This is a genomic window from Bradyrhizobium ferriligni (genome assembly GCF_056837965.1).
Genome location: NZ_JBXEJO010000004.1, coordinates 139,149 through 158,354 on the forward strand (window position 1 = coordinate 139,149; position 19,206 = coordinate 158,354).

At 65.6% G+C, this 19,206-nt stretch carries 22 protein-coding genes; 18 read left to right on the forward strand and 4 right to left on the reverse strand.

Translation table 11 applies throughout. From position 1 onward, the window contains the following. Positions 1-43: 43 nt before the first annotated feature. From AC1VNY_RS03625 to AC1VNY_RS03665, 9 genes are all read left to right on the forward strand, one after another. The gene (locus AC1VNY_RS03625) at positions 44-490 is read left to right on the forward strand and encodes an SRPBCC family protein (RefSeq protein ID WP_016840413.1); all 447 of its coding nucleotides are present in this window, start codon (positions 44-46) and stop codon (positions 488-490) included. A gap of 168 nt (positions 491-658) precedes the next feature. Beyond that, positions 659-1,144 carry a (2Fe-2S)-binding protein gene (locus AC1VNY_RS03630; protein ID WP_016840414.1) on the forward strand — a complete coding sequence of 162 codons (486 nt, stop codon included), beginning with the start codon at positions 659-661 and terminating at the stop codon, positions 1,142-1,144. Between the two features lie 82 nt (positions 1,145-1,226). Then, on the forward strand, positions 1,227-2,033 hold the full coding sequence (locus AC1VNY_RS03635) for an FAD binding domain-containing protein (protein WP_482404120.1): 807 nt from the start codon (positions 1,227-1,229) through the stop codon (positions 2,031-2,033). 48 nt (positions 2,034-2,081) lie between these two features. Beyond that, positions 2,082-2,990 carry an AAA family ATPase gene (locus tag AC1VNY_RS03640; protein ID WP_482404121.1) on the forward strand — a complete coding sequence of 303 codons (909 nt, stop codon included), beginning with the start codon at positions 2,082-2,084 and terminating at the stop codon, positions 2,988-2,990. 111 nt (positions 2,991-3,101) lie between these two features. Then, a complete protein-coding gene (locus AC1VNY_RS03645) occupies positions 3,102-4,304 on the forward strand; it encodes a vWA domain-containing protein (RefSeq protein WP_482404122.1) in 1,203 nt (400 codons plus the stop codon). 28 nt (positions 4,305-4,332) lie between these two features. Then, complete coding sequence (locus tag AC1VNY_RS03650; RefSeq protein WP_018272401.1) at positions 4,333-4,656, forward strand: XdhC family protein; 324 nt, start codon at positions 4,333-4,335, stop codon at positions 4,654-4,656. Positions 4,657-4,658: 2 nt separating this feature from the next. Next, positions 4,659-5,360: an XdhC family protein gene (locus AC1VNY_RS03655; RefSeq protein ID WP_482404123.1), complete on the forward strand. Its 702-nt coding sequence runs from the start codon at positions 4,659-4,661 to the stop codon at positions 5,358-5,360. Further along, on the forward strand, positions 5,357-6,961 hold the full coding sequence (locus tag AC1VNY_RS03660; protein WP_482404124.1) for an NTP transferase domain-containing protein: 1,605 nt from the start codon (positions 5,357-5,359) through the stop codon (positions 6,959-6,961). Before AC1VNY_RS03655 ends, AC1VNY_RS03660 begins: the two co-directional genes overlap by 4 nt. Before the next feature lie 282 nt (positions 6,962-7,243). Next, complete coding sequence (locus AC1VNY_RS03665) at positions 7,244-7,594, forward strand: DUF4189 domain-containing protein (protein WP_420888210.1); 351 nt, start codon at positions 7,244-7,246, stop codon at positions 7,592-7,594. 69 nt (positions 7,595-7,663) lie between these two features. Here the strand turns inward: AC1VNY_RS03665 and AC1VNY_RS03670 are convergent, their stop codons facing one another. Then, positions 7,664-8,881, reverse strand: coding sequence for an NAD(P)/FAD-dependent oxidoreductase (locus AC1VNY_RS03670; RefSeq protein ID WP_482404125.1), 1,218 nt, complete (start codon positions 8,879-8,881; stop codon positions 7,664-7,666). 311 nt (positions 8,882-9,192) lie between these two features. On the opposite strand from AC1VNY_RS03670, the gene AC1VNY_RS03675 reads away from it, so the two are divergent. Beyond that, complete coding sequence (locus AC1VNY_RS03675; RefSeq protein WP_304496026.1) at positions 9,193-9,603, forward strand: DUF2000 family protein; 411 nt, start codon at positions 9,193-9,195, stop codon at positions 9,601-9,603. Between the two features lie 29 nt (positions 9,604-9,632). On the opposite strand, the gene AC1VNY_RS03680 is transcribed toward AC1VNY_RS03675, so the two are convergent. Next, positions 9,633-10,610: a bestrophin-like domain gene (locus AC1VNY_RS03680; RefSeq protein ID WP_482404126.1), complete on the reverse strand. Its 978-nt coding sequence runs from the start codon at positions 10,608-10,610 to the stop codon at positions 9,633-9,635. Positions 10,611-10,775: 165 nt separating this feature from the next. Between AC1VNY_RS03680 and AC1VNY_RS03685 the strand changes: the two genes are divergently transcribed. The 6 genes from AC1VNY_RS03685 (at position 10,776) to AC1VNY_RS03710 (ending at position 16,938) form a co-directional block, all read left to right on the forward strand. Then, positions 10,776-11,510 carry a TetR/AcrR family transcriptional regulator gene (locus AC1VNY_RS03685; protein ID WP_482404127.1) on the forward strand — a complete coding sequence of 245 codons (735 nt, stop codon included), beginning with the start codon at positions 10,776-10,778 and terminating at the stop codon, positions 11,508-11,510. Continuing rightward, positions 11,507-12,292 carry an HlyD family secretion protein gene (locus tag AC1VNY_RS03690; protein ID WP_482404128.1) on the forward strand — a complete coding sequence of 262 codons (786 nt, stop codon included), beginning with the start codon at positions 11,507-11,509 and terminating at the stop codon, positions 12,290-12,292. The genes AC1VNY_RS03685 and AC1VNY_RS03690 overlap by 4 nt, the downstream gene beginning before the upstream one ends. Then, positions 12,289-13,248 carry an ABC transporter ATP-binding protein gene (locus AC1VNY_RS03695; RefSeq protein ID WP_038388293.1) on the forward strand — a complete coding sequence of 320 codons (960 nt, stop codon included), beginning with the start codon at positions 12,289-12,291 and terminating at the stop codon, positions 13,246-13,248. The genes AC1VNY_RS03690 and AC1VNY_RS03695 overlap by 4 nt, the downstream gene beginning before the upstream one ends. A 6-nt stretch (positions 13,249-13,254) precedes the next feature. Then, positions 13,255-14,418: an ABC transporter permease gene (locus AC1VNY_RS03700; RefSeq protein ID WP_482404129.1), complete on the forward strand. Its 1,164-nt coding sequence runs from the start codon at positions 13,255-13,257 to the stop codon at positions 14,416-14,418. Positions 14,419-14,608: 190 nt separating this feature from the next. Further along, positions 14,609-15,850: an adenylate/guanylate cyclase domain-containing protein gene (locus AC1VNY_RS03705; RefSeq protein WP_482404147.1), complete on the forward strand. Its 1,242-nt coding sequence runs from the start codon at positions 14,609-14,611 to the stop codon at positions 15,848-15,850. A gap of 170 nt (positions 15,851-16,020) precedes the next feature. Continuing rightward, positions 16,021-16,938 carry a PhzF family phenazine biosynthesis protein gene (locus AC1VNY_RS03710; protein ID WP_482404130.1) on the forward strand — a complete coding sequence of 306 codons (918 nt, stop codon included), beginning with the start codon at positions 16,021-16,023 and terminating at the stop codon, positions 16,936-16,938. On the opposite strand, the gene AC1VNY_RS03715 is transcribed toward AC1VNY_RS03710, so the two are convergent. Next, positions 16,935-17,396: a DUF488 domain-containing protein gene (locus AC1VNY_RS03715; protein WP_028339941.1), complete on the reverse strand. Its 462-nt coding sequence runs from the start codon at positions 17,394-17,396 to the stop codon at positions 16,935-16,937. The genes AC1VNY_RS03710 and AC1VNY_RS03715 overlap by 4 nt on opposite strands. Before the next feature lie 10 nt (positions 17,397-17,406). Beyond that, positions 17,407-18,240 carry a DUF72 domain-containing protein gene (locus AC1VNY_RS03720; protein WP_482404131.1) on the reverse strand — a complete coding sequence of 278 codons (834 nt, stop codon included), beginning with the start codon at positions 18,238-18,240 and terminating at the stop codon, positions 17,407-17,409. Positions 18,241-18,380: 140 nt separating this feature from the next. Between AC1VNY_RS03720 and AC1VNY_RS03725 the strand changes: the two genes are divergently transcribed. Both AC1VNY_RS03725 and AC1VNY_RS03730 read left to right on the forward strand, forming a co-directional pair. Continuing rightward, positions 18,381-18,752, forward strand: coding sequence for a hypothetical protein (locus AC1VNY_RS03725; protein WP_482404132.1), 372 nt, complete (start codon positions 18,381-18,383; stop codon positions 18,750-18,752). A 67-nt stretch (positions 18,753-18,819) separates the two neighbouring features. Further along, on the forward strand, positions 18,820-19,026 hold the full coding sequence (locus AC1VNY_RS03730) for a hypothetical protein (RefSeq protein ID WP_057018442.1): 207 nt from the start codon (positions 18,820-18,822) through the stop codon (positions 19,024-19,026). Positions 19,027-19,206: the final 180 nt, after the last annotated feature.

Genomic DNA, 19,206 nt, shown 5'->3' on the forward strand with positions numbered 1-19,206 from the left:
CTTTACTTGGGGGAAAAGGTTCTAGCGATCGAGGAGATCCCCCATGGCCATGACAATGACCGGCGAAGTCCAGCTTGCAGCGCCGCGCCAGGCTGTGTGGGACAAGCTCAACGATCCCGAAGTGTTGAAGGCCTGCATTCCCGGCTGCGAAGAGCTGGAGAAGACCGACGAGGGCGGCTTCCGCGCCACCGCCAAGATGAAGGTCGGCCCGGTCTCCGCCCGCTTCAAGGGCAAGGTCACATTGAGCGATCTCGACCCGCCGAACGGCTACAAGATCTCAGGCGAAGGCGAGGGCGGGGTGGCCGGCTTCGCCAAGGGCGGCGCCACCGTTGGCCTTGCCGACAAGGATGGCGGCACGCTTCTGAGCTACAATGTGGAGGCGCAGATCGGCGGCAAGCTCGCCCAGCTCGGCCAGCGCCTGATCAACGGCGCCGCCAAGAAGCTGGCCGATGAATTCTTTGCAAATTTCGCCAAGGCGGTGCAGGGTTAGCCCCGCCTTTCGGCTGGATTATTCAGGTCCGGCCATGTCTTGCCGTTATGTCCTGGACGGGTGGCTCCAAAGGTTGCCCATCGCGGGGCGCGCCCATATTATGCCGTCTGGAATGATTTAAAACCGCCTGCTTCGCCGATATGCGGTGGCGCAGATAAGAGAGTGCTGATGGCCAAGATTTCAATGATCGTGAACGGCAACCCCGTGAACGCGAATGTCGACCCCCGTACCCTTCTGGTCCAGTTTCTGCGCGAAAACCTGCGGCTGACCGGCACCCATGTCGGCTGCGACACCTCGCAGTGCGGCGCCTGCGTCGTGCATCTGGACGGCAAGGCGGTGAAGTCCTGCACGACGCTTGCGGTGATGGCCGACGGTCATGAGGTCAAGACCATCGAGGGGCTGGCGGCCGATGGCGCGCCGCTGCATCCGATGCAGGAGGCCTTCCGCGAGCATCACGGCCTGCAGTGCGGCTTCTGCACGCCGGGCATGATCATGACCGCGGTCGACCTGGTCCATCGCAAGGGCCACGAGCTCTCCGACGAGGTGATCCGCGAGGAGCTGGAAGGCAATCTGTGCCGCTGCACCGGCTACCAGAACATCGTCGCTTCGATCGCCGCCGGCGCCAAGGCGATGGCCAAATCGGACCTCGCTTAGGGCATGATCCGGAAAAGTGTGAAGCGGTTTTCCGAAAAGATCATGCCCCAGTAAATATCGCGACCGCGATCAGGACATTCCAATGTACGAATTCAAATATCACCGTCCCGGCACCGTGCGGCAGGCCGCCAACCTCCTGGTGAAGAACGAGGACGCCAAGCTGATTGCCGGCGGTCACACGCTGGTGCCGGTCATGAAGCAGCGGCTCGCCAGCCCGCCGCATCTGGTCGACCTCTCCCATATCGAAGGTCTCGACACGATCGAGATGAAGGGCCGCTCGCTGGTGATCGGCGCCACCGCCAAGCACGCCGAAGTCGCGAACTCCGCGATCGTCGGCGAGGCGATCCCGGCGCTTGCCGAGCTTGCCGGCCTGATCGGCGATCCCGCCGTGCGCCACCGCGGCACCATCGGCGGCTCGCTCGCCAACAACGACCCGACCGCCGACTATCCGGCCGCGGTGCTGGCGCTGGGCGCGACCATCGTCACCAACAAGCGCCGCCTCAAGGCCGAGGAGTATTTCCAGGGCCTGTTCTCGACCGCGCTGGAAGCCGACGAAATCATCACCAAGGTGATGTTCCCGCTGCCCAAGAAGGCGGCCTACGTCAAGTTCCGCAACCAGGCCTCGCGTTATGCATTGGTCGGCGTGTTCGTGGCCAAGCGTCCGTCCGACGTGCGCGTCGCGGTCACCGGTGCGGGCTCCGACGGCGTCTTCCGCGTCACCGCGTTCGAGGACGCTCTTAAGAAGCGCTTCTCGCACAAGGTGCTCGACGGCATCGCGGTTTCGGCCGACGGGCTGAACAGCGACCTGCACGGCAGTGCGGAATACCGCGCGCATCTGATCGGCGTTTTGACGCGCAGGGCGGTGGAAACCGCGAACGCCAAGGACTAAGTACCAAGGCGTGACCTTGCTCACTCTCGTTCGAAGACTGGCTGTTCCATGAGTGCATCGGCGTTACCCACTTCCGTCGATGCGCTCGAGGATTTCTTGACCTCGCGCGGCTATCTCGCCGAGCGGTCGCTCGCAACCGTGACCTATCTCGCGCTGCGGATGGGCCGGCCGCTGTTCCTCGAAGGCGAAGCCGGCGTCGGCAAGACCGAGATCGCAAAAGTGTTGTCGGCGGCGCTCGGGCGCAAGCTGATCCGCCTGCAATGCTATGAAGGCCTCGACGTCGCCTCCGCCGTCTACGAGTGGAGCAGTGCGGCGCAGATGATCGCGATCCGCCTTGCGGAGGCTTCCGGCGATACCGATCGCGACCAGCTCGCCAGCGACATTTTCGCTGAGCGCTTCCTGATCAAGAGGCCGCTGCTGCAGGCGCTCGAGCCCGACGTCGCGGGGCCGCCGGTGCTCTTGATCGACGAGCTCGACCGCGCCGACGAGGCGTTCGAGGCGTATCTGCTGGAAATCCTCAGCGACTTCCAGGTCACGATCCCCGAGCTCGGCACCGTGAAGGCGCCGGCGCCGCCGATCGTGATCATCACCTCGAACCGCACGCGCGAGATTCATGACGCGCTGAAGCGGCGCTGCCTCTATCACTGGGTGGATTATCCCTCCGCCGAGCGCGAACTCGCGATCGTCAAGTCGCGGGTGCCGAACATTTCCGCAAAGCTGTCGCAGCAGGTCGTCCGCTTCGTGCAGGCGCTGCGCAACCAGGATTTCTACAAGTCGCCGGGCGTTGCCGAGACCATCGACTGGGCCACCGCGCTGTCCGAGCTCGACGCCCGCTCGCTGACCCCGCAGGTCGTCGGCGACACCCTGGGCGCGCTCTTGAAGTATCAGGACGACATCGCGCGCATGCAGGGCGATGCGCTGCAGAAGACATTGAAGGAAGCGACGAGCGAGACGTAAGTCGCGCGTCATAACAACGTCCGTCATTCCGGGGCGATGCGTCAGCATCGAACCCGGAATCTCGAGGTTCCGGGTTCGCTCGCGCCCCGGAACGACGGGAAATGGATCACGATGGCGATCAACCACCTCGCGCCTCCGACCGGCCACATGGCCGACAACTTGATCGGCTTTGCCCGCGCGCTGCGGGCGGCCGGGCTGCCGGTCGGGCCGGGCTCGGTGATCGACGCGCTCGACGCGCTGCAGCTGATCGAGGTCGGGCATCGCGGTGACTTCTACGCCACGCTGGAAGCGATCTTCGTCAAGCGCCATGAGCATGCGCTGATCTTCCGCCAGGCCTTTATGCTGTTCTTCCGCGCCGCCGAGGAGTGGAAGAGCATGCTGGATTCCGTCCCGCTGCCCGACCACGCCAGGAAGAAGCCGCCGCCGGCCTCGCGCCGGGTCCAGGAGGCGATGGCGCAGCCGGCGAAGAGCGAGGAGCGGCCGCAGGCCCAGGAGCAGGAGCTCAAGCTCTCGGTCTCCGACAAGGAGGTGCTGCAGAAGAAGGATTTCGCGCAGATGACCGCGGCGGAGATCGCCGAGGTGACGCGCGAGATCGCCAAGATGCGGCTGCCGCAGGCCGAGCTCGTGACCCGCCGCTACCAGCCGGACGCGCGCGGCTTGCGGCTCGACATGCGCCGCACCGTGCGCAACTCGCTGCGCACCGGCGGCGAGATCATCGATATCAGAAAGCTCGGCCGGATCGAGAAGCCGGCGCCGATCGTGGCGCTGCTCGATATCTCGGGCTCGATGAGCGAGTACACCCGCCTGTTCCTGCATTTCCTGCATGCCATCACCGACGCCCGCAAGCGGGTCTCGGTGTTCCTGTTCGGCACCCGCCTGACCAATGTGACGCGGGCGTTACGGGCCCGTGACCCCGACGAGGCGCTGGCGAGCTGCTCGTCCTCGGTCGAGGACTGGGCCGGCGGGACGCGGATCGCGACCTCGCTGCACAGCTTCAACCAGCACTGGGCCCGCCGGGTGCTGGGGCAGGGCGCCATCGTCCTCCTTATATCCGATGGACTAGAACGGGAGGCTGATGCCAAACTGGCCTTCGAGATGGACCGATTGCACCGTTCCTGCCGCCGCCTGATCTGGCTCAATCCGCTGCTGCGCTACTCCGGCTTCGAGGCCAAGGCGCAGGGCATCAAAATGATGTTGCCCCACGTTGACGAATTTCGCCCGGTGCATAACTTGACGTCCATCAAGGGCTTGATCGGGGCGCTGTCATCCCCGCCGCCGGCGCACCACCGCAGCCTGATCCGCTCTGTAGCCTAAGAAGCATCCGATTTCACAGGAGGCCGCCATGCTGAACCGCGACGAAGACATCCTGCAGGCCGCCGAGACCTGGCAGAAAGAGGGCCATGGCGTGGCGCTTGCCACCGTGGTCGAGACCTGGGGCTCGGCGCCGCGCCCGGCCGGCTCGAGCCTCGTCATCAATGACGACGGCACCTTCCTCGGCTCGGTCTCCGGCGGCTGCGTCGAGGGCGCGGTCGTGACGGAAGCGCTCGACGTCATCGCGAGCGGCCAGCCAAAAATGCTCGAATTCGGCGTCGCCGACGAGACGGCCTGGAATGTCGGCCTGTCCTGCGGCGGCACCATCCGCGTGTTCGTCGAGAAGGTCGGTTAGCCGTGAAACTCGAGATCCTGAAAGAGCTGAACGCCGAGCGCGCCGCGCGCCGCCCGGTGATCATCGTCACCGACACCGCCAATGGCGAGCAGCGCCTGGTCAAGGCCGCGGACATCGCCGCCGATCCGCTGCGCGCCGAGCTCGCAAAGCAGCTGCGGATGGGCAAGAGCGGCAATGTCGAGGTCGGCACCAAGAAGTTGTTCCTCAACGTCTACGCGCCGATCGCAAAGCTCGTGATCATCGGCGCGGTCCATATCAGCCAGGCCCTTGCGCCGCTGGCGCGCTCGCTCGACTATGACGTCACGGTGGTCGATCCGCGCACCGCGTTTGCGAGCCCGGAGCGTTTCCCCGATGTGCCGCTGGTCGCCGAATGGCCCGACGTCGCGCTGCCGCCGCTCAACGTCGATCACTACACGGCGTTCGTCGCGGTGACGCATGATCCGAAGATCGACGATCCGGCGCTGCTGCATGCGTTCGACCGGGACTGCTTCTATATCGGCGCGCTCGGCTCGCGGAAGACCCACGCCAAGCGTGCCGAGCGGCTGCGTGCGCAGGGCGCCAGGGACAGCGACATCGCGCGCATCCACGCGCCGATCGGCCTCGATATCGGCGCGGTGTCGCCGTCGGAGATCGCGGTCGCGATCATGGCCGAGATCACCGCGCAGCTGCGCCTGCCTCCCAAACAGAAAGAAGAAGCGGCATGAAATTCGGTCCCGCCAGTCCGGCCGACGCGATTGGCGGCGTCACCGTTCATACCCTCCGCCAGGGTGCGCTGGTGCTCAAGAAGGGCACCACGATCGGCCCCGCCGAGGTCGAGGCGCTGACCAAGGCCGGCGTCGACGAGATCGTCGTGGTGCGGCTCGACGAGGGCGACGTTTCCGAGGACGCCGCGGCCGCCAGCATCGCGCAGGCGGTGGCGGGCGAGGGCGTCAATGTCGAGCGCGCCTTCACCGGCCGCGCCAATCTGTTCGCGGCGCGCCCCGGCGTGCTGGTGATCGATCGCGCCGCGGTCGACCGCATCAACGACGTCGACGAGGCCATCACCTTCGCGACCCTCGCCGCGTTCAAGCCGGTGGTCGAAGGCGAGATGATCGCGACCGTCAAGCTGATCCCGTTCGGCGTCGAGGGGCGCTTACGCGATGCCGCCGTCGCGGTCGCCGGCAAGGATACGCTGCGGATCGCGCCCTACGTGATCCGGAAGGTCGGCGTGGTCTCGACGCTGCTGCCGGGTCTTGCGCCGAAGGTGATCGACAAGACGCTGCGCGTCACCGCCGAACGCCTCGCGCCGGCCGGCGCCACCATCATCGCCGAGCGCCGCGTACCGCATGACGAGACGGTGCTCGCAGCCTCGATCAAGGAATTGCTGGAGCTGGGCGCCGAGCTCGTCATCGTGTTCGGCGCGTCCGCGATCGCCGACCGCCGCGATGTCATTCCCGCTGCGATCACCGAGATCGGCGGCGCGGTCGAGCATTTCGGCATGCCGGTCGATCCGGGCAATCTGCTGCTGATCGGCAGCGCGAGCGGCGTGCCGGTCTTGGGCGCGCCGGGCTGCGCGCGCTCACCGGTCGAGAACGGCTTTGACTGGGTCTTGATGCGGCTGCTCGCCGGCATCAAGGTGAAGCGGTCGGATCTCACCGGCATGGGAGTCGGTGGTCTCCTGATGGAGATTGTGACCCGGCCGCAGCCGCGCACCGTGCCGGACACCGAAGGCAACCGCAACGTCGCCGCAATCGTGCTTGCCGCCGGCCGCTCGACCCGGATGGGCGGTCCGAACAAGCTGCTCGCCGAGCTCGACGGCAAGAAGCTCGCGCGCATCGTCGCCGAGCAGGCGCTGGCGTCGAAGGCTTCCGAGGTGATCGTCGTCACCGGGCATCAAGCCGACCTGGTCGAGCAGGCGCTCGATGGCCTCAAGGTCAAGTTCGTCCGCAACCCGGATTTTGCCGGCGGCCTCGCCAGCTCGGTCAAGGCGGGCATTGCGGCGGTGTCCGACAGCGTCGATGGCGCGATCGTTTGCCTCGGCGACATGCCGCTGATCGATGCGAAGCTGATCGACCGTTTGATCGAGACCTTCGCGCCCGACCGCGGCCATCTGATCGCGGTCCCGGTCAGCGAGGGCCGCCGCGGCAATCCGGTGCTGTGGTCAAGGCGCTTCTTCAAGGAGCTGATGACGCTCGACGGCGACATCGGCGCGCGTCACTTGATCACCAAGCATGCCGAGGTGGTCGCCGAGGTCCCGGTCGAAGGCAACAGCGCCTTCCTCGACATCGACACGCCGCAGGCGCTGGAAGCGGCAAGGCGGAGTTAAACACTATCCGCGTCGTCCCGGCGAAGGCCGGGACCCATTACCACCAATCGTTGTTGTTGGTGGGACAGTGGCCAGAGCCTCGCGCAATCATCACCATCAGTGGTTATGGGTCCCGGCTTTCGCCGGGACGACGAGTGGATGGAGCAGCGTCGCCCTCAACCCGTCATTCACCATCTGGAAACGACCCCTGCGTAGAGTCCGCGCCGGACTTTGGGGGATTTCCGCTTGATCATTTCGACCGCCGCCGCGCAGCGTCGCGCGCTGACGATTCTTGTTCTAACGTTGCTGCTCGGCGCCACGCGTTTCTCGGTGGAAACCTTCGTGCCCAAGGCGCGCGCGGCCGGCGCGTTCGCGGTCGGCAAGTGCGGAGCCTACGGCCAGGCCTACGACTATCCGGCGGAAGGCGCGGCGCGCGCCGCGGCGCTGAAGCAGTGCAAAGGCGATTGCACCACCGTGACCATGAAGCGGGCCTGCGCCGCGCTCTCGATCGACATGAAAAATCCCTGCGGCGCCCATGGCTATGCCGTGGCGCCGAAGATTTCGAGCTCGCTCAATGCCGCGACCAAGAAGTGCTACGACTATGGCGGCAAGGAATGCGTGATCCGCGCCTGGGCCTGCGACGCCAAGGGGTAGGGCGGCCGCCGATCCGCAAGATCCGCCTGGCTGGCAAGGCGCGCTGATAGCCCTCAGTCCGAGCCGCGCTCAGACGGCGCCGTAGAAGTGTCGGTACTGCCAGGCGGCGTCGCGCTCCAACTGGTCTTCAGACCACGATTGGTCTTTGAAACGCATGACCGACATCGGCGATAGATCGACGGGCGGCTCGCCGTCTACGATCCAGGCCGCGAGCGCCTCGCCGACGGTCGGCGAGATCGACAGACCGGCGACGTTGCATCCGCTCGCAAAATAGAAGCCGGTCATGCCGGCGGCCGGGCCAAGAATATGATGGCCGTCGGCGGTCATCGTCGGAATGCCGCCGCGAAACTCCCGCACCTTGGCGGTTTGCAGGAACGGGAGCTGGTCCTTGACCTCATCGGCGGCTGCATGAAGCACGCCGATGTCGAGCGGCATGTCCTTGACGTCGAAGCCGGCCCCAAGCGATTGCATATCGAAGAAGCGCGGCGTTTCCTCGTAGACACCCCACAGGAAGCCGCCCTGACACGGGCGGGCATACACCGCGGCATCCATGATGCGGATCATCGGCAAGTCGGCACGCGCGCCATCCAAAGGCTCGGTGACGATCAATTGCTGCCGGGTCGGCACCAGCGGCACGCGAATCCCGCTCGCCTCCGCGACCTGCCGGGTCCACGCGCCGGCCGCATCGACGACAACCGGACACTCTATGACGCCGTTCGCCGTGGTCACGCCGATCACGGTGCCGCCGACGATGTTGACGGCGCGCACGTCGGTCTTCGGCAGCAAGGTTGCACTGTTGGCCGCGGCGGCTTTGGCGAATCCGACGGCAACCTGCGCCGGGTCGAAATACCGGTCGTCGCCGATCCGCATCGCTGCGACGACACCCGCCGGCTGCAAGAACGGATTGAGACCGCTCGCCTCTTCCGGAGAGATCAGCTCGACATCGAGGCCGGTGCGGCGTCCGCGCTCGAAGTCGTCCTCGATCACTTCGGCGTCCTGCGGCCGGCGCGCAACCTTCAGGCTGCCCGAATGCACCCAGTCGAGCGGCTGGCCGGTTTCTTCCGTGAACGTCTCGATCTTGCGACATGCGTCCTTGATGAGGCCGATCATCAGGTCGCTCTTGCGCGCGCAACTCACCATGCCTGCCGCGCGGGGCGAGGTTTGCGATCCGATCTCATGCTTGTCGACAAGGGCGACGCTGAGACCTCCACGCTTGCTCAAGTAGTAGGCTGTGGCCGCGCCCAATCCGCCCGAACCAATAACAACAACATCGGCGTTGCTGATCATGATGCAATGCCCTGAAATATGCTGATGGTAATCGAACGCCCGAAGCCTACTACGCGGCGCAGGACCTGACTATCGCTTTCCGTCCCGGCACGGGCCTTAGGTCTTTGCGGCGCCGCACGGCTAGCGGTCGACGTGTGGGGTGAGCTTCTTCGCCGCAGCGATATCAGCTTCGCCAGCCGCGACGTCGCCCTTCAGCGGGCAGGGGCCGCCCGTGGGTTGCTTAAGAAACTAACGTCAGCGCCTGACGGGCAGATGAGGGATGCGCGGTCAGAACTGGCGTTTGTCGTCAACCTGCGGATAGATTTATCGCCATGCAGTTCGACACCAAGATCGCGGTCGTGATCCGCACCGACCTGGAAGTCTGGCAGAAGCTCAACGTGGCGTCGTTTCTTGCCGGCGGCATCGCCGCTTCCTTTCCCGAATGCATCGGCGAGAATTACGAGGACGGCTCGGGGACCAGATATCTCTCCCTGATCGGCCAGCCGATCCTGATCTACGGCGCCGACGGGCCCGCGCTGTCGCGGGCGCTGGAGCGCGCGCTGGCGCGCAACGTGCAGCCGGCGCTTTACACCGAGGACATGTTCAAGACCACGCATGACGCCGCCAACCGCGAGGTGGTGAAGGCGGTCGCGCGCAGCGAGCTCAATCTGGTCGGCCTCGCCATTCGCGCCGAGCGCAAGGTGGTCGACAAGATTCTCGACGGCCTGAAGTTTCACACGTAGCGGACAGCGAGCGTAGTGCGGTCCGGCGCTTATCGGCTCGCCTCCTTGTCCGGCATGATTTGCAGCAACGGCGTCGGCGCAATCGATATCTGACCGGTGAATGGTCGATCGTGCGCGGCAATTAGCAGAACGGATGTTGCCACGCCGGTCGCGAACAGGCCCATCGCGATGGCGGATCCCAACCGGTTGTCGCAGTGAACAAGGGCAATGACCAATAGCTCGCAGATGGCCTGAAGGTAGAGGCACCACCACTTGATCGAGTCGACCTCCGTCTGGCTGACGATGATCCGTTGTCGTCGCGCATCGAGTGCCGAATTCAGATTGGTGATGATCTCGTGCTGCGTCGTCTGCTGGCCCGGGTTTTGCGCGGGCGTTGACACGACAAGCCGCAACGCCGCGGTCAGCGCGGGAGGCGCTGCCTTGAGCGATGCAGCCTGGCGCGCCATCATCGGCCATTCCACGGCGACCGTTTCCTCGACGTAGTCGCGAACGAGGCCGCGCAGGCGCGCCTCCTGCTCCGGCGGCAGGCCGCCGGCGAGCAGGATGACCGCCCGCAGCGAACTGGCTTCGCGGCTCACCGCCGCGGTGGCGCGATCGCTGTCACTCCAGACCTGTGCCGCGGTGAACGCGACAAACAGGCCGAAAAGGATGCCGAGCACCGGCAACATGCCGGGCGAGATCGATTTGAACGACGTTGCGCGCTCCTTGGTCGACAGGATCGCAACGCCTGCGAAAATCAGTATGGCAACAAGATAGGTGAAGCCGAAGACGATGAAGGCCATCCACGGCACAGAAAGGTTGTGTAACCAATCGCTCATAGGTGTTTCCCCCAGCCGATCGCTTGTATCAAAATCCCCCCGATCTTGCCGGGGAGAGCACGAAGTGAGCCGTAGCGCATAGCGCAGGGAAGGCCGGATTGCTCCGGTTACACCTGCGGTGCCACCCCAGCGCCTTCTTGTTGCACAGGGCCCGCGGGTGCGATCGGCAATCGATTTTCCCTGCGCCATCTGTTCTCCCGAGGGACGGAAATAGGCAGCAAACTCGGGCATTTGCGCCGCGAGATCGCGAACCCAGGCGCACCCTTAGTGAGCCGCGAAGGCCGACAGGAACGCTTCCGGCCGGCAGACGTTTTCTCTGAACGCATTGACAATGACTGACTGGTCAGTCATATTATGGTCATGACAAAGCGCACCGAAGAAACGATCCGCTCCCGGCTTGCCAAGCGCCGGACCACCACGATCCGGGCTGCCGCGGCGAGGATCCCGAAGGTGGCCTCGGCGAAGCTGCTTGAGCCGAAGCCCGCCGCGAACCGCGCCGAGAAATCGGCGGAGCGACGCGCTGCGATCGTCGAGGCGGCGATGGACGAGTTCATCGCGCGCGGCTTTGCCGCGACGCGGCTCGACGATGTCGCCAAGCGGGCGGGCGTCGCCAAGGGCACGCTCTATCTGTACTTCAAGGACAAGGAATCGATGTTCGAGGAGCTGATCCGCACCGCAGTCGTGCCCTTGGTCAATCGCATGGCCGCGCCGCCGACCATCACCGGCCCGGTGCGCGATGCGGTGGAGAGATTCGCCGAGACCTTCATCCGCGAGGTCGTGTCCACCCGACGCGGCGACATCATCCGCCTGATCGTCTCCGAAGGGCCGCGCTTCCCGGCGATCGCCGACTTCTATTTCCGCGAGGTGGTGTCGAAGGGGATGGCCGCGATGCAGGCGCTGATCCAGCTCGCGATCACGCGCGGCGAGATCAGGCAGCGCCAGCTCGCTCAGTTTCCCCAGCTCGTCGTGGCGCCCGCGATCGTCGCGGTGATCTGGCAGAGCCTGTTTGCCCGGCACGCGCCGCTCGATGCCCTCGCGATGTTCAAGGTTCATCTCGATCTGATCTTCGGCGAACGGAGCAAGCCATGACCGTCTCGCGCATGATGAAGCTCGTGACAGCAGCCGCGCTGGCGGCGGCGCTGGCCGGTTGCCAGGAGAAGCGCGATCCCGGCTTCCAGGGCTGGGTCGAGGCCGACATGATCTTCGTCAGCCCCGATGAATCCGGCCGCGTCATCAAGCTCAACGTGCGCGAGGGCGACGAGGTCAAGCCCGGCGATCTGCTTTATTCGGTCGACGACGACCTGCAGCGCGCCGATCTCAACCAGAATAACGCGACCCTCGCCAACGCGCGGCAGAGCTATGACCGCGCGGCCTCGCTGCGCGGTACCGGCGCCGGCACCCAGGCCAATCTGGATTCCGCGGTCTCGGCGCTGCGCGTCGCGGAGGCGCGGGTCAATACCTCGCAGACCCGGCTCGACCGTCGCAAGGGCTTTGCGCCGATCGCGGGCTCGATCCAGCAGATCTATTTCCGCGAGGGCGAGATGGTGCAGGCGCAGCGCCCGGTGCTGTCGATCATGCCACCCGGCAACATGAAGCTGCGCTTCTTCGTGCCGGAGGCCGAGCTGCCGAAGCTCGCGCTCGGCGACGAGGTGAGGGTGACCTGCGACAATTGTGCCGCCGACCTCACGGCAAAGATCTACTTCATCGCCACCACGGCGGAGTACACGCCGCCGGTCATCTACAGCCTCGATGAGCGCAACAAGCTGGTCTATCTGATCCAGGCGCGGCCGAGCCGGCCCGATGTGCTGCGCGTCGGTCAGCCGATCAGTATCTATCTCAACCCCAAGACGCCGGTGGCGGAGCGCAGATGAACGGCGGCTCCACCAGCGCGCGGTCGAACGCATCCTCCATCGCCATCGATGTGAAGGGACTGACCAAGTCGTTTGGCGGCCGCGAGGTGGTCCATGACCTGTCGATGCAGGTCAAGCGCGGCTCGATCTACGGCTTCCTCGGTCCGAACGGCAGCGGCAAGACCACGACCATCCGCATCCTGTGCGGCCTGCTGACGCCCGACAGCGGCGAGGGCACCTGCCTCGGCTACGACATCCGGCGCGATGCCGACAAGATCAAGCGCAAGGTCGGCTACATGACGCAGCGCTTCAGCCTCTACCAGGATCTTTCGGTGCGCGAGAATCTGGAATTCGTGGCGCGGCTCTATGGCATGCCGGACGCGCGCGGCGCCGCGGCCGACATGATCGCGCGGATCGGGCTGAAGGGCCGCGAGGAGCAACTCGCCGCCAACCTTTCCGGCGGCTGGAAGCAGCGGCTGGCGCTCGGCGCCTGTACGTTGCCCAATCCGCAATTGCTGTTGCTGGACGAGCCGACCGCCGGCGTTGATCCGAAAGCACGGCGCGATTTCTGGAACGAGATCCACGCGCTCGCCGCCGAAGGCCTCACCGTGCTGGTCTCGACCCATTACATGGACGAGGCCGAGCGCTGTCACGAGATCGCCTACATCGCCTACGGCCATCTCTTGGCGCACGGCACGGTGGACGAGGTGATCGCTGCGTCCGCGCTGTCGACCTGGACGGTGACGGGCGAGGATTTCAACGGCCTGATGGCCGAGCTCACGGACAAGCCCGGCGTCGACATGGTGGCGCCGTTCGGCACCAGCCTGCATGTCTCCGGCCGCGACAAGGCGGCGCTCGAGGCCGCGATCGCGCCCTATCGGGACAATTCGAAGTGGCAATGGCAGGCCAGCGAGCCGTCGCTCGAAGACGTCTTCATCGACCTGATGGGGCGCTCCAAAGACAACTTTCAGGGATAGGGTCCGATGAGCGCAACGGAAACGATCCAGAACAGCGAGGCGAGGGAGCCGGCATTCGGCTTCTGGCGGCGCAGCTACGCGATGCTGGTCAAGGAGTTCATCCAGCTTCGCCGCGACCGCGTCTCGTTCGCCATGATCATCATGCTGCCGGTGATGCAGCTGACGTTGTTCGGCTATGCCATCAACACCACGCCGCGCAATCTGCCGACCGCGGTGCTGACCCAGGAGGACAGCGATCTCGGCCGTTCGATCCTGAAGGCGATGGAGAACACCGCCTATTTCCATTTTGTCCGCGAGGTCCACACCGTCGAGGAATTCGACGAGCTGCTGCAATCCGGCAAGGTGCTGTTCGGCGTCGAGATCCCGCGCGGCTTCGAGCGCGCGGTGCGGCGCGGTGACAGACCGGCGCTGCTGGTCGCGGCCGATGCCACCGACCCGGTCGCGTCGGGCTCGGCGCTCGGCGCACTCGGGCCGCTGGTGCAATCGGCGCTGGCGCATGATCTGCACGTCGGCGATCCCCCGGACATGCCGTTCGAGATCCGCGCCCACGCCCGCTACAACCCGGCGGCGGACTCGCGCCTCAACATCGTGCCCGGCCTGGTCGGCACCATCCTGACCATGACCATGCTGATCTTCACCGCGCTCTCGGTGACGCGCGAAATCGAGCGCGGCACCATGGAGAGCCTGCTGTCGATGCCGATCAAGCCGGTCGAGGTGATGTTCGGCAAGATCATCCCCTATGTGCTGGTCGGCTTCATTCAGGCCACGCTGATCATCGCCATTGGCATTTTGCTGTTCGGCGTGCCGGTCCTCGGCAGCCTCACGCTGCTGGCGCTGCTCACCACGCTGTTCATCACCACCAATCTGTCGATCGGCTACACCTTCTCGACCATTGTGCAGAACCAGCTGCAGGCGATGCAGCTCTCGATGATGTTCTTCCTGCCGAGCATCCTGCTGTCCGGCTTCATGTTTCCGTTCGCGGGCATGCCGGTCTGGGCGCAATATATCGGCGAGGGGCTGCCGCTGACCCATTTCGTGCGCATCGTCCGGGCCATCATGCTGAAGGGGGCGGCGATGCAGAACCTGCAATACGACACCGCCGCATTGATCGCCCTGATGCTGTTCGCCATGACGATCGCGGTGACGCGCTTCCGCCGCACGCTCGATTGAGGCTAGTATGGCTGTTATTGAGCGTCATTCCGGGGCGCCTCGAGGAGGCGAACTATGGTACGCAATTGCGTACCATAGAATCTCGGGCTTCCGGGTTCGCTTCGCGCGTTGGAATGACGGGAGTGAGGGATTGACGGAATTTCCAGACAAGGCAAGCACGGCGGTCGCGACGGACTTCCATCACGCCCTGATGCGCGAGGTGATGACCACCGAGCTGCTCCGCATCAAGGTGCTGATCGGCACCGCCGCTACCCTCGCGGCGATCAGTCTGCTGGTGTATTTCTTCGCGCCCGACGCGGTCAGCCGCGTCTGGCACGGCAACCTCAGCCCCGTCTACGTCTTCTACGTCACAATTCCGCTGATCCTGTTCGAGTTCTGGGTGCACGGGGCGATCAGCTGGCACATGCGCAAGGGGCGCGACCTGCCGGTGATCCGGCGCTACATCGGCGTGCTGGTCGAGACGTCGCTGCCGACCGTCGTGCTGGCGCTGCACATCAACAGCATGGGGCCGCAGGAGGCGCTCGGCTTCGTGGCGCCGCTGATCTATTTCGTCTTCATCATCCTGTCGACGCTGCGGCTCGACTTCTGGCTCTCGACCTTCACCGGCTTCGTCGCGGCGGCCGAGTTGTTCTACATGGCGGTGTTCTTCCATCCCTCGGGCGGCGGCGCGGCCGAGACCAGCATCTACTATCACGCCGCGCGCAGCGCGATCATCCTGATCTGCGGCGTGCTGGCCGGCGCGGTCGGCATGCAGCTGCGCCGGCAGTTCGCGGCCAGCATCGCGGCCGCCACCGCGCGCGATCGCATCACCAATCTGTTCGGCCAGCACGTCTCGCCGCAGGTGGTCGAACGTCTGATGACCGAGGGCGCCGGCACCGGGAGCGACATCCGGCGCGTCGCCGTGATGTTCGTGGATTTCCGCAGCTTCACGGCCGGCGCGCGCACCCGCTCACCGCAGGAGGTGGTGGACAGGCTCGACGGCGCCTTTGCCGTGCTGGTCGATATCCTCGATCGCCATGGCGGCATCGTGAACAAGTTCTTGGGCGACGGCTTTCTCGCGCTGTTCGGTGCGCCGTTTGAGACCGGCGACGCCGCGCATCAGGCGGTCGCCGCCGCGCGTGAAATGCTCGCGGCGAACGAGCGCACCAACGCAGCGACGAGCTGGCCGCTACGCATCGGCATCGGCATCCACATCGGCGAGGTCGTCGCCGGCAATATCGGCTCGCCCCGGCGCAAGGAATACACCGTGATCGGCGACACCGTGAATTTTGCCGCGCGGCTCGAGGCGCTCAACAAGGAGCTCGGCTCGCAGTTTTTGATTTCCTCCGCCGTGCGCGAGGCGCTCGGCGACGATTGCAGCGACGCCGTCTCGCGCGGCGAGATTCCGGTGCGCGGCTACGAGCACCCGGTGCACGTCTGGCAGTTGGGGTAGGCGGCAGCACGCGCATGATCCGAGGCGGTGATCGATGTCTCCTCAAACCGTGCGAAGCTGCCTGCATGTGACTTGCCCGCGATTGCACCGAGTGCTCTGAAGGGCATCGCCAGGGCTGTGCTACGATGACGTCATCGGTCGCGGGTGACCGGAGCACAAGGACAAGCAAGATGCAGCGGCGCTATATCACCGTCGACGTTTTCACCGACCGCGCCTTCGGCGGCAACCCGCTCGCCGTGGTGCTCGACGCCGGGGGGCTGTCGACCGAAGAGATGCAGGCGATCGCGACCGAGTTCAACTATTCCGAGACGACCTTCGTGCTGCCGCCGCAGGACAAGGCCAACGACGCCCAGGTTCGCATCTTCACGGTGCGCTCGGAAATTCCGTTCGCCGGCCATCCCAATGTCGGCACCGCCTTCGTGCTGGCGAGCCGGGCCGCGAAGGCGCCGGCGCGCTTGAGGTTCGAGGAGAAGGCGGGCCTCGTGCCGGTCGAGATCCTGTCCGATGGCGGCAATGTGGTCGGGGCCGAGCTGACGGCGCCGCAGGCGTTGCAGCGGACCAACGAGGTGAGCGCGGCCGCGGCTGCCGCGTGCCTGTCGCTGACGGCGGCTGATGTGAAGACCGATCGGCACGCCCCGCAGGTCGTCTCGGTCGGGCTGCCGTTCCTGGTGGTGGAGATCGCCTCGCGCGAGGCGCTGAGGCGCGCCCGGCCGGATGCTGCGGCGTTCGCCAGGACGCTGGCCGAGATCGGCCGCGACGTCGTCTATTTCTACACAAGCGACGTGCCCGCGAGCGAGCAGCCGCTCGACCTGCAGGCGCGCATGTTCCATCCGGGCGCCAGCGGCCTGTCCGAGGATCCCGCGACCGGCAGCGCGACCGCGGCGTGCGCGGCGCTGCTCGCCGACATCGATCCCGCGCGCGACGGCGAATTGCGGCTGCGGATCGGGCAGGGTGTCGACATGGGCCGGCCGAGCCTGTTGCTGACGCGGGTGCGCAAGCAGGCCGGCGCGATCAATTCGGTGCATGTCGGCGGCGGCTGCGTGAAGATGATGGAGGGAACGCTGAACGTTCCGGGCGAGGCAGGCTAGACCTGCGGCGCGACCAGGTTCTCGATCCTGACGCCGTCGCGCTCCTCGATGATCTCGGCGATCCAGCGACGGTGACAGTGTTCGTGGTCGCGCTCGTAGCAGAGGATGCAGACCGGGCCGGACTGCTTGACCAGTGCCGACAGCTCGTCGAGCTCCTCCTTGGCCTGCGCCGTCTTCAGGTGCGCCGAATAGATCTTGTGCAGCAGCGCATACTGCCCGCTGCGCGCCGCCTCCCGTCCGCTCTTCGGCGTGCCGAGGCCGCGCAGGTGGACGTAGGCGATGCCGCGCTCGTCGAGGCCCGCGGCGAGCTGGGTCTTGGAGAACCCGGGCCGGCGCGAGGAGGCGATCGCGCGGACGTCGACCAGCAGCTTGACGCCGGCGTGCTGGAGCTCGTCGAGCACCGCTTTCGACGGCGTCTGCTCGTAGCCGATGGTGAACAGCCTTTTCGCTTTCGCCATCGGTTCTCCCTCACTTCACCCGGTCGATCAATTCCATCGCGCCCGCCGGCGCGCGGACCTTGCCCTCGTGGATCACATAGGCGAACACGTCGCGCGGCGCCTTCTTGGGCGCGGTCTTCTCGACCTTCGGCAGGTCGTCGGGCTCGCCGCCGCCGGCCCAGTCCTGAAACCGCTTGGCCCAGGCGTCGAGCTGCTTCGGTGGATAGCAGGTCTTCAATTCGTCATTGCCCTTCTGCAGCCGGGCATAGACGAAGTCGCTCGCGACGTCGGCGATCGCCGGATATTTGCCGTGCTCGGCGAACACCACCGGCACCTCGTGCTCGCGAATGAGGGCGACGAATTCGGGCACGCAAAAACTGTCATGGCGCACCTCGACGACGTGGCGCAGCGCGCGGCCGTCGAGCTTGCGCGGCAGCAGCTCGAGGAACTTGCCGAAATCGGCGCCGTCGAACTTCTTGGTCGGCGCGAACTGCCAGAGCACCGGCCCGAGCCGGTCCTTCAACTCCAGCACGCCCGAATCATAGAACCGCTTCACCGAATCGCCGGCCTCGGCGAGCACGCGGCGGTTGGTGGCGAAGCGCGGTCCCTTCAGCGAGAAGATGAAGCCGTCGGGCACTTCGCTGGCCCATTTGCGAAAGCTCTCCGGCTTCTGCGAGCCGTAATAGGTGCCGTTGATCTCGATCGAGGTCAGCTTCGAGGCGGCGTAGGACAGCTCCTTCGCTTGCGCGAGCTTCTCCGGATAGAACACCCCGCGCCACGGCTCGAAGGTCCAGCCGCCGATGCCGATATAGATGTTGCCTGCGTCTGTCTTGGTCTTGGTCGCCTTGGTGGGAGCTTTGGCCACGACTGCACTCATCGTGAGGGAGGGAACAGGAAGCAAGACTAGTCAAAATAATCGTGATTGGCCAGTTTGCCAGATCGGCGCGGCAGTGCTTATCGTCTCTGTCGCTCTTCGCTACGATGCGCCAAAATGGAGAACAACAGATGCGCATGCTGGTTGCGGCCACCCTCTTGATCATGTCTTCCGCCGCCATATCGTCCGCTGCAATGGCCGATGAGGTCGACGATGCGCACAAGCTCGCGATCACCGGCCGCGACGCCTACTGGAATTGTCTCGCCCGCGAATATCCCCGCGACAGCAACAAGGCGATGTCCGACCAGGAATTCACCTCGCTGATCGCCAATGTCTGTCCCTCGGAGCGGCAGAACTTCCGGGTCTCGCTGATCGACTTCCTGTCGCTGCAATTTCCGAAACAGGATGCCGATGCGAATCTGACGACCGCCAACCGCGCGATCGAGCTCGCGCAGAAGGACATCGTGACCGCCTTCACCCGGCGCAAAGCCGCGGCCAAATAGGTTCCCAAATCCTGTTGCGGCCGGCCGATTTTTGATATCAATCCGCGCAGGCGAGGGGATCATCGGCATGAGATCACAATCGACGGCAGGCTTCTTGGGCGCACTGGTCGCGGCCGTCGCGCTGGCGGCGGCGTTCATCTACGGCCCGTCGCCGAGCCAGCTCCGCAACCCGACCCGGTCCGCCGCGCAGCCGCAGGCGGCTCCTGCCGCCGAGGCCGCGCCGGCGGCCCCGGCGCCGCGCGGCCCGGTGATCCGGGAAGTCCCCAACAACTAGCGCGCCAAAACCCCGTGCAGACGACCCCTTGCAGACGGCCCCCTTGCGGACCGCCTGGCGCCTTCCTATTTAGCCTTCAACGGCGACGTTGAGCTTCAGGGCTCCGGCGCTGGGACGACCACGACATTGATTGGCTGCGCCGGATGTACGCGCGCCCCTTGTTCGTGGTCGTTGGCATTT